The 15,259-nt window shown below is 32.9% G+C and carries 15 protein-coding genes; 5 read left to right on the top strand and 10 right to left on the bottom strand.

Going from position 1 to position 15,259, the window contains the following annotated elements:
• Nucleotides 1–145: 145 nt before the first annotated feature.
• Nucleotides 146–1,432: a citrate synthase gene (locus tag ACGLWY_RS01535; protein WP_396617930.1), complete on the top strand. Its 1,287-nt coding sequence runs from the start codon at nucleotides 146–148 to the stop codon at nucleotides 1,430–1,432.
• A 65-nt stretch (nucleotides 1,433–1,497) separates the two neighbouring features.
• Complete coding sequence (locus ACGLWY_RS01530) at nucleotides 1,498–2,412, top strand: dimethylarginine dimethylaminohydrolase family protein (RefSeq protein WP_396617929.1); 915 nt, start codon at nucleotides 1,498–1,500, stop codon at nucleotides 2,410–2,412.
• 74 nt (nucleotides 2,413–2,486) lie between these two features.
• Here ACGLWY_RS01530 and ACGLWY_RS01525 read toward each other — a convergent pair whose 3' ends face one another.
• Nucleotides 2,487–2,786 (bottom strand): hypothetical protein, encoded by a 300-nt coding sequence (locus ACGLWY_RS01525; protein WP_396617928.1) that lies wholly within the window; start codon nucleotides 2,784–2,786, stop codon nucleotides 2,487–2,489.
• 297 nt (nucleotides 2,787–3,083) lie between these two features.
• Between ACGLWY_RS01525 and ctlX the strand changes: the two genes are divergently transcribed.
• Nucleotides 3,084–4,019 carry a citrulline utilization hydrolase CtlX gene (gene ctlX / locus ACGLWY_RS01520; RefSeq protein WP_396617927.1) on the top strand — a complete coding sequence of 312 codons (936 nt, stop codon included), beginning with the start codon at nucleotides 3,084–3,086 and terminating at the stop codon, nucleotides 4,017–4,019.
• 127 nt (nucleotides 4,020–4,146) lie between these two features.
• On the opposite strand, the gene ACGLWY_RS01515 is transcribed toward ctlX, so the two are convergent.
• Entirely contained in the window at nucleotides 4,147–6,201 is a 2,055-nt protein-coding gene (locus ACGLWY_RS01515; protein WP_396617926.1) for an ATP-binding protein, read from the bottom strand.
• A 427-nt stretch (nucleotides 6,202–6,628) separates the two neighbouring features.
• Here ACGLWY_RS01515 and argS point away from each other — a divergent pair, with 427 nt between their 5' ends.
• Entirely contained in the window at nucleotides 6,629–8,404 is a 1,776-nt protein-coding gene (gene argS, locus ACGLWY_RS01510) for an arginine--tRNA ligase (protein ID WP_396617925.1), read from the top strand.
• Nucleotides 8,405–8,431: 27 nt separating this feature from the next.
• Here the strand turns inward: argS and ACGLWY_RS01505 are convergent, their stop codons facing one another.
• The 6 genes from ACGLWY_RS01505 to rsfS all read right to left on the bottom strand — a co-directional run bounded on the left by ACGLWY_RS01505 (nucleotide 8,432) and on the right by rsfS (nucleotide 13,210).
• A complete protein-coding gene (locus tag ACGLWY_RS01505; RefSeq protein ID WP_396617924.1) occupies nucleotides 8,432–8,698 on the bottom strand; it encodes an acyl-CoA-binding protein in 267 nt (88 codons plus the stop codon).
• Nucleotides 8,691–9,347, bottom strand: a complete 657-nt coding sequence (locus ACGLWY_RS01500; RefSeq protein ID WP_396617923.1) for a phosphatidylserine decarboxylase family protein — start codon at nucleotides 9,345–9,347, stop codon at nucleotides 8,691–8,693. Before ACGLWY_RS01500 ends, ACGLWY_RS01505 begins: the two co-directional genes overlap by 8 nt.
• Entirely contained in the window at nucleotides 9,337–10,158 is an 822-nt protein-coding gene (locus tag ACGLWY_RS01495) for a phosphatidate cytidylyltransferase (protein WP_396617922.1), read from the bottom strand. The genes ACGLWY_RS01500 and ACGLWY_RS01495 overlap by 11 nt, the downstream gene beginning before the upstream one ends.
• A gap of 1 nt (nucleotide 10,159) precedes the next feature.
• Nucleotides 10,160–10,768 carry an LUD domain-containing protein gene (locus tag ACGLWY_RS01490; RefSeq protein ID WP_396617921.1) on the bottom strand — a complete coding sequence of 203 codons (609 nt, stop codon included), beginning with the start codon at nucleotides 10,766–10,768 and terminating at the stop codon, nucleotides 10,160–10,162.
• Nucleotides 10,769–10,891: 123 nt separating this feature from the next.
• On the bottom strand, nucleotides 10,892–12,829 hold the full coding sequence (gene ftsH, locus ACGLWY_RS01485) for an ATP-dependent zinc metalloprotease FtsH (protein ID WP_396617920.1): 1,938 nt from the start codon (nucleotides 12,827–12,829) through the stop codon (nucleotides 10,892–10,894).
• Nucleotides 12,830–12,838: 9 nt separating this feature from the next.
• Nucleotides 12,839–13,210, bottom strand: a complete 372-nt coding sequence (gene rsfS, locus ACGLWY_RS01480) for a ribosome silencing factor (protein ID WP_379925433.1) — start codon at nucleotides 13,208–13,210, stop codon at nucleotides 12,839–12,841.
• Between the two features lie 94 nt (nucleotides 13,211–13,304).
• Between rsfS and ACGLWY_RS01475 the strand changes: the two genes are divergently transcribed.
• A complete protein-coding gene (locus tag ACGLWY_RS01475; RefSeq protein ID WP_396617919.1) occupies nucleotides 13,305–14,036 on the top strand; it encodes a biotin--[acetyl-CoA-carboxylase] ligase in 732 nt (243 codons plus the stop codon).
• Between the two features lie 9 nt (nucleotides 14,037–14,045).
• On the opposite strand, the gene ACGLWY_RS01470 is transcribed toward ACGLWY_RS01475, so the two are convergent.
• Together ACGLWY_RS01470 and pyrE are read right to left on the bottom strand one after the other, a co-directional pair.
• Complete coding sequence (locus ACGLWY_RS01470) at nucleotides 14,046–14,441, bottom strand: SRPBCC family protein (RefSeq protein WP_396617918.1); 396 nt, start codon at nucleotides 14,439–14,441, stop codon at nucleotides 14,046–14,048.
• Between the two features lie 81 nt (nucleotides 14,442–14,522).
• A complete protein-coding gene (gene pyrE, locus ACGLWY_RS01465) occupies nucleotides 14,523–15,167 on the bottom strand; it encodes an orotate phosphoribosyltransferase (protein WP_396617917.1) in 645 nt (214 codons plus the stop codon).
• Nucleotides 15,168–15,259 lie beyond the last annotated feature (92 nt).

Below are 15,259 nucleotides of genomic sequence, written 5' to 3'. Positions count from 1 at the left end.
ATTATTTTAATAATCGCTTTTTTTTTTACATTAATTTCAAACAATTTGTTAAATGATTAAATCTTTGCTTTCAACACTTCCATTAATAAAGGGATATTTCGTAAATTAGCAATCCAATTTAAGAATTAAAAAATCATTCACATTTATGGCAAATACTGCGACCATTGAAGTCAACGGAAAAAAAATAGAGCTTCCCGTAATAGAAGGAACAGAAAAGGAATTAGCTATTGATATTTCAAATTTTAGAAGCGCATCAGAAGGTGTAATTACCATCGATCCGGGTTATAAAAATACAGGTTCTTGCGAGAGTGCTATTACGTTTTTGGATGGTGAAAAAGGTATTTTAAGATATAGAGGATATTCTATTGAAGAGTTGGCTGAAAAAGCTGATTTTTTAGAAGTTGCCTATCTTTTGATTTTTGGAGAACTTCCAACTAAAGAGCAAAACGAAAAGTTTCATGACGATATAAAAGCGCAATCGGTAGTAGATGAAGATGTAAAAAAAATTGTAGAAGCATTTCCAAAGTCTGCTCACCCAATGGGGGTTATTTCTTCATTAACAAGTGCATTAACAGCATTTAACCCTTCTTCAGTAAATGTGAATTCTGAGGCAGATATGTATAAATCGGTGGTGAAAATAATGGGTAAATTTCCAGTGTTGGTAGCTTGGACTTACCGTAAAAAATTAGGATTGCCATTAGATTATGGAGACGATTCTTTAGGTTATGTAGAAAATATTTTAAAAATGATGTTTAAAAAACCAAATGGTGATTATAAACAAAACAAAATATTAGTTGATGCTTTAGATAAATTATTGATTTTACATGCCGACCACGAACAAAACTGTTCTACATCTACTGTTAGAATTGTAGGTTCATCACACGCAGGTTTATTTGCTTCACTATCTGCTGGTATTTCGGCACTTTGGGGACCACTTCATGGTGGTGCTAACCAAGCTGTGTTAGAAATGCTTGAAGCCATAAAAGAAGATGGAGGTGATACTAAAAAGTATATGGCTAAAGCGAAAGACAAGGAAGATCCATTCCGCTTAATGGGCTTTGGTCACCGTGTTTATAAAAACTTCGACCCACGTGCAAAAATCATTAAAAAAGCTGCCGATGAAGTATTAAGCGATTTAGGTGTTGAAGACCCTATTTTAGATATAGCTAAAGGTCTTGAAAAAGAAGCTTTAGAAGACAAATACTTTGTAGATAGAAAATTATATCCTAATGTCGATTTCTACTCAGGAATCATATATAGAGGTATGGGTATACCAACCGATATGTTTACCGTTATGTTTGCATTAGGACGTTTGCCAGGTTGGATTGCACAATGGCGTGAAATGCGTTTACGCAAAGAGCCAATTGGAAGACCAAGACAAATTTATACAGGAGCTACCGAAAGGTCTTTTGTGCCCATTGAAAAAAGATGATTTTTAGTGTAAAAAAATATGAAGCTCCATGACTAAACATTATGGGGCTTTTTTATATTTACACCATGCTACAACTCAACATAAAAAACGAAACATCAAGGCTAAGAGCTGTTATTTTAGGAACTGCTGAAAGTAACGGTCCCATACCAAGAGTAGAAGATTGTTACGACCCTAAAAGTATTGAACATGTATTGGCTGGTACATACCCTCAAGAAGCTGATATGATTCTAGAAATGGATGCTGTGGCAGCCGTTTTTAAAAAGTATGACGTTCAGGTTTTTAGACCCCAAGTTATTAAAGATTGTAATCAGATATTTTCGCGTGATATTGCATTTGTTATAGAAGACAAAATTATTAGAGCCAATATTTTGCCAAACAGAGAGCCCGAAATTGAAGCCATTCGCTATGTTTGGAATCAAGTTGATAGAAAAAAACGTATTGTATTACCACCAGAATGTCATGTAGAAGGAGGTGACGTGATGCCTTGGAATGATTATATTTTTATCGGGACCTATTCAGGGGAAGATTATCCTGAATTAATAACAGCCCGTACCAATATGGATGCGGTTATTGCTATACAAGAACTGTTTCCAGAGAAAACGGTCAAGTCATTCGAACTTAGAAAATCCAACACCAATGCCAAAGAAAATGCCCTGCATTTAGATTGCTGTTTTCAACCCTTAGGGAAAGGAAAAGCCATCATACATAAAAATGGGTTTTTAAAAGAGAACGAGTATAATTGGCTGGTTAATTTCTTCGGAAAAGAGAATGTTTTTGAAATTACCAAACAGGAAATGTATGATATGAACAGTAATATTTTTTCAATTTCTGAAGATATTATCATCTCCGAAAAAAACTTTACACGACTAAACACTTGGTTGCGTCAAGAAGGGTTTACGGTTGAAGAAGTGCCTTATGCGGAAATTTCCAAACAGGAAGGGTTGTTGCGTTGTACCACCATGCCTTTAATTAGAGATTGATTTTAAGTTTATTTGTAACAACAATTTTTTGAACAGAGCTTTTGTCCATAATAATTAATCACTACAAGATAAACTCATGTATTTAAATTGCTACAATTAATTTCTAATTTATGTGTGCCTGTATTTTTAAAACCTTCAAAAATAGTCGCTATTTCGACTCCATAGATGTTAATCAATTTAATAGAAACTTTTGAAGATTCTGCTAATTGGTATTTCAATAGACCAAATGATGAAATAGGGTTGGGGAAAATTTGACTCATCGATTGATTGTCTTCGGCATTTTTTACATTTAAATTTGGTTTAATCTCCATAAAAACTTCAGGATTAAACGTATCATGAGTTACTTTTATGTTAAACCATGAAACCTGATTCATCCTAGCCCCTAATGAGGTTTGTCCAGAGATAATTTAAGATACCTTCCAGTTCTTTTTCTCTATTAACATAATGCATCACCATCTTTAAACACCAAAGTTGCATAAACCCATTCATTTAAGCTGTGAACATAGGCGTAGTCTAATAATGCTTGACTTGAACTCCCCGATTTTATTGAACTCATCTTGGCTTTTTCTATTTCCTAAAAAATGGTAAAAATAAAAAGTCAAGATGAGTTCATTATATAAAAGATGAGTTCATTATATAAATAGTTATACTTTTGTAATATAAATTATGTTATGCAACAGACTACAAACACCATTTTAATGATTCGCCCTATAAATTTTAGGATGAACGAGCAAACGGCTGTAAACAACTATTACCAAAAAGTAATAGATACTATATTGCCACAAACGGTTAATGCCAAAGCCCAACAAGAATTTGACGCCTTTGTTGAAAAGCTTCGTGGTATTGGTGTGAATGTCATTGTGGTGAATGATACTAATGAGTTTGATACGCCCGATGCTGTTTTTCCAAACAATTGGGTGTCGTTTCACGAAAACGGTGATGTTGGTTTGTATCCTATGTTTGCAGAAAACAGGCGTTTGGAACGTAATGAAGATGTGCTTGAAGCTGTCGAAAGTGCAGGCTTTGTTATTAAAAATATTTTTGATTACACAGATGCAGAGGAAGAAGGTGTGTTTCTTGAAGGTACAGGAAGTGTGTTGCTGGACAGGGTAAACAGAAAAGCCTATTGTGCCTTGTCTCCCAGAGCCGACGAAGAGTTGTTCATTGAATTTTGTGAAGATTTTGAATATATGCCTGTTATTTTTACTGCAAACCAAACCATAAATGGGCAACGAAAAGCCATTTACCACACCAACGTTATGATGTGCTTGGGAGAAACTTTTGCCGTTATTTGCTTAAGCAGTATTGATGATAAAAAAGAGCGTAAAAATGTTATTGATCATTTAAATCAAGATGGTAAAGAAATCATTGATATAACCGAAGCACAGGTCAATAATTTTGCTGGTAATATGTTACAAGTTAAGGGAAGTAATGATGAGCGGTATTTAGTGATGAGTCAGGCAGCTTATGATTCTTTAACTGCAAGTCAAATAGAACGGCTTGAAAAACACACCAATATACTTTCCAGTTCTTTAGATGTTATTGAAGCTTGTGGTGGTGGTAGTGCACGTTGTATGATGGCTGAAGTGTTTTTGCCTAAAGCTTAATTTGAATTGAAACTGTAACTTGCGTTAGGGATGGCAGTGAAAATCCTTTTTGAGAGGCACGAACAAAAAGATTGTAACGAACAGCCCGACCCTTGGGTAACGCCCAAATAACAACTGGTATAAAATACTATGATGGTCTAGATTTAGGTAACTGTACGTAAAAAGTGCTACCAACATTAACGGTGCTTTCCACCCAAATTTTGCCATTGTTAAGTTCTACCAATTCTTTACAGATTGATAACCCTAAACCTGTACCTTTTTCGTTATTAGTACCTACGGTAGTAAACGAGCTGCTTTTAAATAATTTGTCAATATTTTGTTTAGAAATGCCAACTCCTGTGTCGGCAATGCTAATAATACAGCTACCGTTACTTATGTGGTTTGAAATGGTAATGGTGTCTCCGCTTTTACAGAATTTTAAAGCATTGGCAAGCAAATTTTGTATAACTATCTCAAACATACTCCTATCGGCATAGGCAAAATCGCGTAGCGAGTGGTCTATTAATTCGATGCCTTTGCTTTCCATGCGTTGTTCTATAAGTCTTACTTTTTCTTCAAAAACTTCTTGAACATCGAATAATGTTGGTTTTGGTTCTAAAGATTGCATTTGCGATTTAGACCAGTTTAATAAGTTAAACAGCAATAATGAGGCATTGTTAGCGTTTTCGCTTAGTTCTGGAATTAAATTGTCGAATTCTTCTCTAGATAATGAGCCGTCTTTTAATAAATCTATAAAACCATTTATTGAAGAAAGGGAGTCTTTTAAATCGTGCGATACGATTGAAAACAATTTATCTTTTACATTATTAACGTTTTCTAAATGCTTGGTTTGCTCTTGAAATGCTTCGTTTTGTAACTCAATTTTAAGATTTTTTTCTTCTAATTCTTGGGTGTATTTTATATTGTTATTTCGCTTTAAATAAATTAATACCAAAAAGGTAGAAACAATGGCAAGTGCTGCTAAAAGTCCGTAAAAAATTAATTTGAACTTATCTGAATTTTCATTTAAACCAATATAGGAACTACTGGTAGCAGTTTCGGTAAGGTTGTTTGTTAACTCTTTTTCAAAATCTGGATTAAAGTCTAATTGAACTGAATCTGAATTCTTTAAATTATTGGACTTATTTAAGCTGCTTTTTAAATTGTAATACTCGCGTTGCCACATAAAAGCTCTATCAAATTTGTTTTTTGTAGAGTCTAAGGCAATCATTAATTTATAATATTTAAGTAACTCCGGTTTGTTGTTAATGCTTTCGGCAATAGCACCCGCCTCATAAAGTTGCTGTTCGGCTAAAACTAATCGGTTGGTTTGTAAATTTAATTCTCCAAGACCGTTTAAAGCCAATAATATGCCATCTTGATTATTGGACTTTCTATTAATATTTAAACCCTCAATTAAGTATTGAGATGCTTTCTCGTAATCGTTGAATTTTAAGTATTCAGCACCTATTTTTGGATAAATAATACCTTGAAGAGAGTCTACATTGGTCGTTTTACCATTCAGAACCTTTTGGTAATATTCAATGGCTTTTCTGTTTTCATTTTTAGATGAATATAGTTCAGCTAATTGGTGGTACGATTGTGTAAGTGCAGTATTATCGTTTAATTGTGTTTGAACTTCTACAGCTTTTAAGTTATAAGTTATAGCTCTATCAATGGCATTTATATTTTGGTATGCTTTTGCTAAATTGCTATAAGCCAAACTAAGATCATTTTTAAGATTTTGTTTTTCTAATTCTTTAATGGCTGACAATGAATATTGTAATCCCTTGGAATAATTACCGCGTTTAATTTCTATAAAGCCGATACTGTTGTTAACTTTTGCAATCCCAAGAGTATCATTTAAATGTTTAAATAGTTCTTTAGCTTTTTCATACCCACTTATGGCATTAATGTAGTCTCCTTTTTGTGCGTAAATAAGTGATTTAAAATAGGTTGTTTCGGCAATACCTTTTGTGTAATCTAGATTGGTTGAAAGTTTTTCACTTTCAATAGTATATTTTAAAGCCTTATCATAATCGTTAATTTCATAAAGTGATTTAATAAGATTTAAAGAGGTTTTTATTTTTAAAGAATCTTGAGTTTCAAAGGCAAGTTGTATGTAAAGACTATCCAACTCTTTGGTTTGAGAGAAACCTAAGAATACGGATAAAAGAATAATTAAAGTAATTATTTTCCTCATACTAGCATTATATTACAACAAGTAATAAAACCATAATTAAGTATGTCTTATTTGAGGGAAATAAGTATTACCTATTAAGCTGTAATCTTTTTGTTGGTTAAAAAAAATCCATTAAATGGATATATTAATAGCTTTACTTAACAAAAGTTGGAAAAAGCATCATTAAAATCTAATTTCTGCGTTTTTCTACCAATAAATTAGATAAAAGGATATACCAAAAAATGGCAAAAATCCGACGAATAGATTAACGGCAAAAATCATGGAAAAAGAGCACTTTTATCGATGAAATGCACATATATTTTAATGGCTTTCAAAAAAAGCTTGAATAAGTAATATTGACTATTTTTCTTTGTTTTTAATAAACCAAATTTTGCAGTAATCCTTTAATAAAAGTTTTATCTTTGCTCACCTAAAAATTACATTATTAATGAGCCTTCAAGAGACTTTATCAAACCAAGTAAAACAAGCTGTTTTAGCATCTTTTAATATTCAATTGGAATCGGTAGAATTTCAAGCTACGAGAAAAGAATTTGCGGGAGATATTACCGTAGTGATATTCCCCATGTTGCGTTTTATTAAAGGAAACCCAGTTCAAATTGGCGAAACGATTGGTAATTACTTAGTGGAAAAAGTTGTAGAGGTTAAAACATTTAATGTTGTAAAAGGCTTTTTAAACATTGAAGTTAGCGATGCTTATTATTTAAACTTTTTTAATAACATTAAAGATGAAGAAACCTATGGTTTTGTATCTCCAAAAGCAGACGATAAAGCTATTATGGTTGAATATTCGTCGCCCAACACTAACAAACCCTTGCATTTAGGGCATGTTCGAAACAACCTTTTAGGGTATAGTGTCGCTGAAATTTTAAAGGCATCAGGAAAAAAAGTTTATAAAACGCAAATTATAAACGACCGAGGGATCCACATTTGTAAAAGCATGTTGGCTTGGAAGCTTTTTGGTAACGGCGAAACTCCAGAAAGTACTGGTTTAAAAGGTGACAAATTGGTAGGCAATTATTATGTGAAGTTTGATCAAGAATATAAGAAAGAGATTGAAATATTAATAGCCTCTGGTAAAACTGAAGATGAAGCCAAAAAAAGCACACCACTTTTATTGGAAGCTCAAAATATGCTTCAAAAATGGGAAGCAGGCGATGAAGAAGTTGTTGAACTTTGGAAAAAAATGAACGGTTGGGTATATGAAGGTTTTAATGAAACTTATAAAAATTTAGGCGTTGATTTTGATACTTTATATTATGAAAGTGATACCTATTTATTAGGAAAAGAATTTGTTGCCGAAGGCTTAAAGTCAGGAGTATTTATACAAGAAGAAGATGGTTCGGTTTGGTGTGATTTAACCGAAGATGGCTTGGATAAAAAAATAGTACAACGTTCAGATGGTACAGCCGTTTATATGACCCAAGATATAGGCACTGCTATACAGCGTATTAAAGATTTTCCAGATGTAGGCGGTATGGTTTATACCGTTGGTAACGAGCAAGATTACCACTTCCAAGTACTGTTTTTAATTTTGAAAAAGCTAGGCTTTGAATGGGCTAAAAACCTATATCATTTAAGTTACGGTATGGTTGATTTACCTAGCGGAAAAATGAAAAGTAGGGAAGGAACTGTGGTTGATGCCGATGATTTAATTGATGAAATGGCTTCAACAGCAGGTGAAATATCGGAAGAATTAGGGAAATTGGATGGTTATAGTGAAAAAGAGAAGCAAGCGTTATACAAAATCATTGGCTTAGGTGCTTTAAAATATTATATTCTTAAAGTCGATCCTAAAAAACGTATTTTGTTCGACCCTAAGGAATCTATCGATTTTCAAGGGAATACAGGACCATTCATTCAATATACTTATGCAAGAATTCAGGCCATTTTAAGAAAAGCAGATTTTGATTTATCCGTTAATATAGATATACCGCTTCATGCAAAAGAAAAAGAACTACTAAAGCAATTGGAATTGTTTCCAGAGGTTATTCAAAATGCCGCTTCACAGCATAGTCCGGCATTAGTTGCTAATTATACATACGATTTGGTAAAAGAATTTAATTCGTTTTATCAAAATGTCTCTATTTTAGGTGCAGATAATGAAAATGAAAAAGTATTTAGAGTACAGTTGTCAAATAAAGTAGCACAGACTATTAAAAATGCGTTTAGTGTTTTAGGAATACAGGTACCTGAACGTATGTAAAAAACAGTATTTGGTAAAATGAATTTCTTATCTTCCGTACAAAAAGTACTTATTTACTAAATCGATATACAAACGTTTGGCTTCGTTTTGGGAAATATCTTTTGCTTGAAACAAGGCATTGGTTTTAAAAGCATTTATAATGGCTTTTTTACTGCTTGGGCGGCTGTAGTTGTTTGTTGCCTTTTTGTAGTAGGCATACAGGTTTAGAAGCACATCGGCAGGGAAAGGTTCGGTGTATGCATTTACGCGTTCAACCGCATCCAGAAATTCTATTTCTAATTCTTCATCAGTCATTTGCTTCTGCAATAATACTTTCACCTCCACGAACTTTTTGGTTAAGTTGTACTTTTATTTTTGTGTCTAGTGGTAAAAATAAATCAACTCTCGAACCAAATTTTATAAATCCAGACTCACCACCTTGGATTGCTTTATCGTTTATTTTAGCATAGTTTACAATACGTTTAGCCAAAGCTCCGGCTATTTGTCTGTATAATACTTTACCATAAATTTCATTTTCAACAACAACGGTAGTACGTTCATTTTCTTCACTTGCTTTAGGATGCCATGCTACTAAATATTTACCAGGATGGTATTTACTAAATATCACGTTGCCACTAATAGGATAACGTGTAACGTGAACATTTATTGGAGACATAAAAATACTCACCTGCAAACGTTTATCGTTAAAATATTCTTTTTCAAAAACTTCTTCAATTACAACTACTTTACCGTCAACGGGGGCCACAACATTTTTGTTATTTAAAACAGTACGACGTTTTGGGTTTCTGAAAAATTGAAGAATAAGTATTAAAAATATTAATAATACAATTAAAACAATGGTGCGCAACCAAGTTATGGGTATAAAACTATCGGCCAATAAAGAACAGCCAACAACGAATACAAATGTTAGAAATATTATTTTATGCCCTTCTTTATGAAACATAGTGCAAAATTCTTAAAAATAAATAAATAAAAGGCGCTGCAAAAATAATGCTGTCCAATCGATCCAACAAGCCACCGTGACCAGGCATAATAGTGCCACTGTCCTTTACGTTTGCTTGTCTTTTGAACTTAGATTCTATTAAGTCACCCAAGGTGCCAAATACGGTTATTATAATACCTAAAATAAGCCAACTTGTAAAATCTAAAGTTTGTGTAAAGGTAGCAATAAAATAGCTTGCTATGCACGAAAAAAGCAAACCTCCTAGAAAACCTTCTACTGTTTTTTTTGGTGAAATTTTTTCAAAAAGCTTTTGCTTACCAAAATTTTTACCAACTAAATAGGCAAAAGAATCGTTAACCCATACTAAAATAAATGCCCCTAAAAGAATATTCGGATTGTAGTTTTCATGATAATCGGCTATTAAAACTAAAAAAACAAAGGCACTTGAAATGTAAAAAGTGGTTAATATAAACCGTTTAGAACTAAATAGTGGTGTTGTTTTTTCTGAAAACAAATCTTTAATTAAAAACAATTCAATAAATATCGTCAGTACCATTAGTATTTGAATAGCTTCATCGATACCAGCATTTGTGTTTAAAATGAGCTGCCAATACACAAAAAAAGCATACAAGACACCAAATATAAAATATGGGATGATGTTTTTAAGTTGAATGAGCTTTTTAAATTCGGCTAAACAAATAATACCAAACACAAAAAACAAAGCAATCAGTGATTGTAGATGGCTTAAACACAGAATTAAAAGCAAGACATAGAGTAAACCAGAAAGTGATCGAATAAGAATTTCTTTCATCTTATAAGTCTTCTAAAAGAAGTAGGTATAGGTTTTTAGCACTACTACCATAGCTTAAAAAATCTTTTTCGTCGTTAGATTTAAAATGCTTTATGGTTGTAATGTTTGTTGGTATTTTTTGTTTGTTTTTGGATTTGATACCTCTTAAACCTTCTCCAATATTTTCTACAATTTGACTTGTTGTTGCATAAACAATAAAGTTTGCTGGTAACTCAGGTAATTTTTTTTCAAAAATTTGTTTTGAAGAAATAAGCAGGGATCCATCGTTTGCAATTAAATTTTCGCAAGTAGTTAAGAAAAGAGTGGAATCGCTAATGTTAGTAGTAGGCTTTAAATTGGAGTCTTTAAATTTATTTTTTATATTTTCGTCCAATATCAGTGTTTCCTTATCCTCCCAATTGTTTTCCTCAATGATGTGTTGTAAATTCTGAAATATTTCATTTAAATTTTCACAATACAAAAACTTTCCACCATTTCCTTTAAAGTTTATTGTAAACTTTTCGTCAATTGGAAGTTTTATTTCAGGCATATATTTGCCTCTTTCAGAAGACTTTATTCCTTCATCTGATTGATCTGGTTTCAGTCCGAAAATTTTTCTAAAAAGGCTCATTTAGTAAGCTGCTATTAATATAATTCTTTTTGAGGTTACCAAATATAAAAAATCTTAAACTAAACACGTGCTTAATTTAAGATTTTTACTATTTATCTAAACAATATAGTTGTCAACTTGTTTTTATTGATTGTCAGCGTCTTCTTTTTCAAAAGCGCGTTCGCCAAATATTTTCTCTAAGTTGTCTTTAAAAATAACCTCTTTTTCAAGAAGAACTTCTGCAAGCTCTGTAAGTTTATCTCTATTATCTTCTAGCAATTTAATAGCACGTTTATATTGTGTTTCAATAATATCTGAAATCTCTTTGTCTATTAATTCCGCTGTTTGTTCGCTATATGGTTTTGTAAAACCATATTCGTTTTGTCCAGAAGAATCGTAATAGGTTAAGTTGCCAATTTTGTCACTTAGTCCATAAATTGTAACCATGGCTCTTGCTTGTTTGGTTACTTTTTCTAAATCGCTTAATGCACCTGTAGATATTTTGTTGAAAATAACTTTTTCTGCGGCACGACCACCTAAAGCAGCACACATTTCGTCCAGCATTTGTTCTGGGTGAACAATTAAGCGTTCCTCTGGTAAATACCATGCGGCACCTAAAGAACGTCCACGAGGTACAATGGTAACTTTGACCAATGGAGCAGCGTGTTCTAACATCCAACTAACTACGGCATGACCCGCTTCGTGGAATGCCACAGCTCTTTTTTCACTAGGGGTAATAATTTTATTTTTCTTTTCTAAACCACCAATAATTCTATCTACAGCATCTAGAAAATCTTGTTTGTCAACAGACTTTTTGCCTTTCCTTGCAGCTATTAAAGCGGCTTCGTTACAAACATTTGCAATATCGGCACCTGAGAATCCTGGCGTTTGTTTTGATAAGAAATCAAGGTCTAAATCTTTTGCTTTTTTAAGAGGTCTTAAATGCACTTCAAAAATTTCCTTGCGCTCACGAACGTCTGGCAAATCAACATAAATTTGTCTGTCAAAACGACCTGCACGCATTAAAGCGGTATCTAAAATATCGGCTCTGTTGGTTGCGGCAAGTACAATAACATTGGTATTTGTACCAAAACCATCCATTTCTGTTAGCAATTGATTTAAGGTGTTTTCACGTTCATCATTACTTCCAGACATGGCGTTTTTTCCTCTGGCACGACCAATGGCATCAATTTCATCAATAAATATAATTGAAGGTGATTTTTCTTTAGCTTGTTTGAATAAATCTCGAACACGAGAAGCACCCACACCCACAAACATTTCAACAAAATCTGAACCGGATAATGAAAAGAAAGGTACTTTAGCTTCACCAGCAACCGCTCTTGCTAATAAGGTTTTTCCTGTTCCTGGAGGACCTACAAGAAGTGCGCCTTTTGGTATTTTTCCTCCCAAAGAGGTATATTTTTCAGGGAACTTAAGGAAGTCTACAATTTCCTGAACTTCTTCTTTGGCACCTTCTAACCCAGCAACATCTTTAAAAGTCGTTTTTACTTCGGTATTTTGGTCAAAAAGTTTTGCTTTTGACTTACCTATGTTGAAAATTTGACCTCCAGCACCACCTCCAGCACCACCAGACATACGGCGCATGATAAAAATCCACACAGCAATAAGTAAGATAAAAGGCAAAAGGCTCATTAACAGGCTGCCCCAATTATCGGTTTCAGTATCAAATTTTATAACAGGTTTGCTAGGTAAATCCTTAGCAACTTCATTTAACTGGTTTTCAAAATTTTGAAGATCACCAAACTCAAATTTATAGTTAGGTAGTTTTGTAGTAGATGGTAGAAATGATGTAGGCTTCGATTTTTTATGAATCTCCTTACTCTCAGCTTCCGAAGTTAAATATACTTTAGCAACCCGCGTGTTTTTTATAATGTCAACTTGAGCAACATCGCCAGCTTCCAAAAATTTAAAAAATTCGGAGGGTGTTGTAGCACTGCCGTCTTGATACGAGTTGTTGTTTAACAATTGAAACCCTAAAAATAGGGCTATTAATATGCCATAAATCCAGTACGGGCTGAATTTTGGCTTATTTTCATTTATTTTTTTTTTATCGTTTGCCATCCTTAATTTTTAATAACTAGTTTGTATAACTGTTGTTTTTGCATCACCCCAAAGACTTTCAATGTCATAATATTGTCTTATTTGTTTTTGAAACACATGTACGACAACATTAACATAATCCATAAGTACCCATTCGGCATTATCCATACCTTCTGTGTGCCAAGGATGATCCTTAAGTTCTTTGCTTACTTTTTTCTGAACAGAATTAACTATAGCGTTAACTTGCGTGTTTGAAGTTCCTTCGCAAATTATAAAATAATCGCAAACCGTATTTTCAATCTCTCTTAAATCAAGAATATTTATTTCTTTTCCTTTAACGTCTTCAATGCCACTAATTATAACCGATATTAATTGGTCTGCACTTATATTTTCTTTCGCCATTAAAATTTTTTAAATTTTTGCAAAGTTATTATTTTTTTAGTTCTTTATGGCTTAAAATTATCATAAGATTTTATTGACTAATAATAACTATTTAATGCATATAATCAAACTTAATGCCACCGATTCTACAAATAGTTATTTAAAAACGCTTTGTGCCAATGCGTATGTCGCCGATTATACAGCAGTAGTGGCTAAGGAACAAACTAATGGAAGAGGGCAAATGGGGACGGTTTGGAGTTCGGAGTCGTCCAAAAACCTTACATTCAGTGTATATAAGGATATTTCGGAATATAATTTAGAACACCCTTTTTATATAAGTATTGTAACTTCACTGGCGATATTAAAGACCTTGAGATTTTTTTCTATTACTAAATTAAGCGTGAAATGGCCTAACGACATTTTGTCAGAAAACAAGAAGATTTGTGGTATTTTAATAGAAAATATGGTTAAGCAAAATAATTTCAGTAGTTCTATTATTGGAATTGGACTCAATGTAAATCAAGTTGAATTTGAGAATTTGCCTAAAGCGTCTTCTTTGAGATTAATCTCCGGACGTATTTTTGATTTAGATGAAGTGACACAGGTTGTCGTCAATAATTTAAAACATTATTTTAATATATTGAAGAAAGGACAAGTAGATGTTTTAAAAGCAAAATATGAAGCCTCTCTTTTTAGAAAAAATAAACCTTCAACATTTCAAGATGTTGAAGGTTTGGTGTTTTCTGGTTTTATAAAAGGCGTTTCAAATTCTGGAAACCTTCAAGTTTTGCTTGAAGACGCTGTTATAAAAGAATTTGATTTAAAAACAATTACTCTTTTATATTAAGAGGACAGTCTAAATAACTTTAGGAATGCTTGTGGCAAGTGTTTCTATAAATTTGCTGATGGGACCTTTAATCATCATGGCCATCATAGGGTTAAAGTCGCCCGAAAATTCTAATTGCACTTCGCTGGAACTCTCGTCTGTTTTTGTGATATTACCAATAAGTGAAAAGTCTATTTTTCCGCCAGCGGCACCTAAAACTATTTTATTAGGTGGCACAACTTCTTTCTTTTTTAAAATTATTTCTGGCATGCCTTTTAGAGCAAATACAAAGGTGTCCTCGCTTAAAACTTCAAATTTGCTAATGTTCTCGGGCATTAGAAATTCAAAATTTTTAACATCTGCTAAAAAATCAAAAACACTTTCTGGAGATTTGCTAACGCTTATTTTTGGAGATTCTAAATTCATTTTGTTATTTGTTAGTCGTTAAGTTGTTTAGATGTTAGCCAACTAAACGACTTAACAGCTAAACAGCATACTTTTTACATATCAATTAGCATTCCATTCGCTTGGGTTGGTGTTCCATTCCGATAAGGTTTTTAATTCTTTTTCAGATATGTAATTGGTTTTCAAAGCCTGTTCAAGTAAGCTGTTATAATCACTTAAGGTTTGTAGTTTGATGTTTTCTTTTTCGAAATTTTTAACTGACACATCAAATCCATAAGTAAATATGGCAATCATGCCTTTTACATTAACATGAGCTTCTTTTAAAGCTTTTACGGCATTTAGGCTGCTTCCGCCAGTACTTATTAAATCTTCAACAACAACTACATTTTGACCGTGTTCAATAAACCCTTCTATTTGGTTTTTGCGTCCATGATCTTTAGCGTCGGGTCTTACATAAATAAATGGCAGTCCCATGTATTCGGCAACCAACATGCCAATGCCAATGGCTCCAGTAGCAACACCAGCAATTACATCGGGCTTACCATACTGTTTTTCAATTTGTTTCGCCATGGTTTCACGAATGTAATTTCGAATTGGAGGAAAAGACAATACAATACGGTTGTCACAATAAATGGGCGATTTCCATCCAGAAGCCCAAGTAAAAGGCTTCTGTGGGCTAAGCTTTATAGCATTGACTTGCAATAAAACTTCGGCAGTTTTTCTAGCGGTATCTTTGTTAAAAATCATAAAGGCAAAAATAAACATAAATTTAATTTTATATTGCAGTGATTCATTTAATAAAAATATTTTTTTCAACAATGTCCAGTTTGTAACTAAAA

The organism is Mariniflexile sp. HMF6888 (assembly GCF_044335535.1).
Taxonomy (GTDB): Bacteria; Bacteroidota; Bacteroidia; order Flavobacteriales; family Flavobacteriaceae; genus Mariniflexile.
This window is presented reverse-complemented; position numbering and strand designations above follow the sequence as displayed.

Bases quoted from the DNA above. Each gene is read 5' to 3' on its own strand.
- ACGLWY_RS01535 (WP_396617930.1), top strand. From the start codon at position 146: ATGGCAAATACTGCGACCATTGAAGTCAACGGAAAAAAAATAGAGCTT.
- ACGLWY_RS01475 (WP_396617919.1), top strand. From the start codon at position 13,305: ATGCATATAATCAAACTTAATGCCACCGATTCTACAAATAGTTATTTA.
- pyrE (WP_396617917.1), bottom strand. From the start codon at position 15,167: ATGATTTTTAACAAAGATACCGCTAGAAAAACTGCCGAAGTTTTATTG.
- ACGLWY_RS01505 (WP_396617924.1), bottom strand. From the start codon at position 8,698: ATGACTGATGAAGAATTAGAAATAGAATTTCTGGATGCGGTTGAACGC.
- ACGLWY_RS01500 (WP_396617923.1), bottom strand. From the start codon at position 9,347: ATGTTTCATAAAGAAGGGCATAAAATAATATTTCTAACATTTGTATTC.
- ACGLWY_RS01490 (WP_396617921.1), bottom strand. From the start codon at position 10,768: ATGAGCCTTTTTAGAAAAATTTTCGGACTGAAACCAGATCAATCAGAT.
- rsfS (WP_379925433.1), bottom strand. From the start codon at position 13,210: ATGGCGAAAGAAAATATAAGTGCAGACCAATTAATATCGGTTATAATT.
- ACGLWY_RS01525 (WP_396617928.1), bottom strand. From the start codon at position 2,786: ATGAATCAGGTTTCATGGTTTAACATAAAAGTAACTCATGATACGTTT.
- ACGLWY_RS01495 (WP_396617922.1), bottom strand. From the start codon at position 10,158: ATGAAAGAAATTCTTATTCGATCACTTTCTGGTTTACTCTATGTCTTG.
- argS (WP_396617925.1), top strand. From the start codon at position 6,629: ATGAGCCTTCAAGAGACTTTATCAAACCAAGTAAAACAAGCTGTTTTA.
- ctlX (WP_396617927.1), top strand. From the start codon at position 3,084: ATGCAACAGACTACAAACACCATTTTAATGATTCGCCCTATAAATTTT.
- ftsH (WP_396617920.1), bottom strand. From the start codon at position 12,829: ATGGCAAACGATAAAAAAAAAATAAATGAAAATAAGCCAAAATTCAGC.
- ACGLWY_RS01515 (WP_396617926.1), bottom strand. From the start codon at position 6,201: ATGAGGAAAATAATTACTTTAATTATTCTTTTATCCGTATTCTTAGGT.
- ACGLWY_RS01530 (WP_396617929.1), top strand. From the start codon at position 1,498: ATGCTACAACTCAACATAAAAAACGAAACATCAAGGCTAAGAGCTGTT.
- ACGLWY_RS01470 (WP_396617918.1), bottom strand. From the start codon at position 14,441: ATGAATTTAGAATCTCCAAAAATAAGCGTTAGCAAATCTCCAGAAAGT.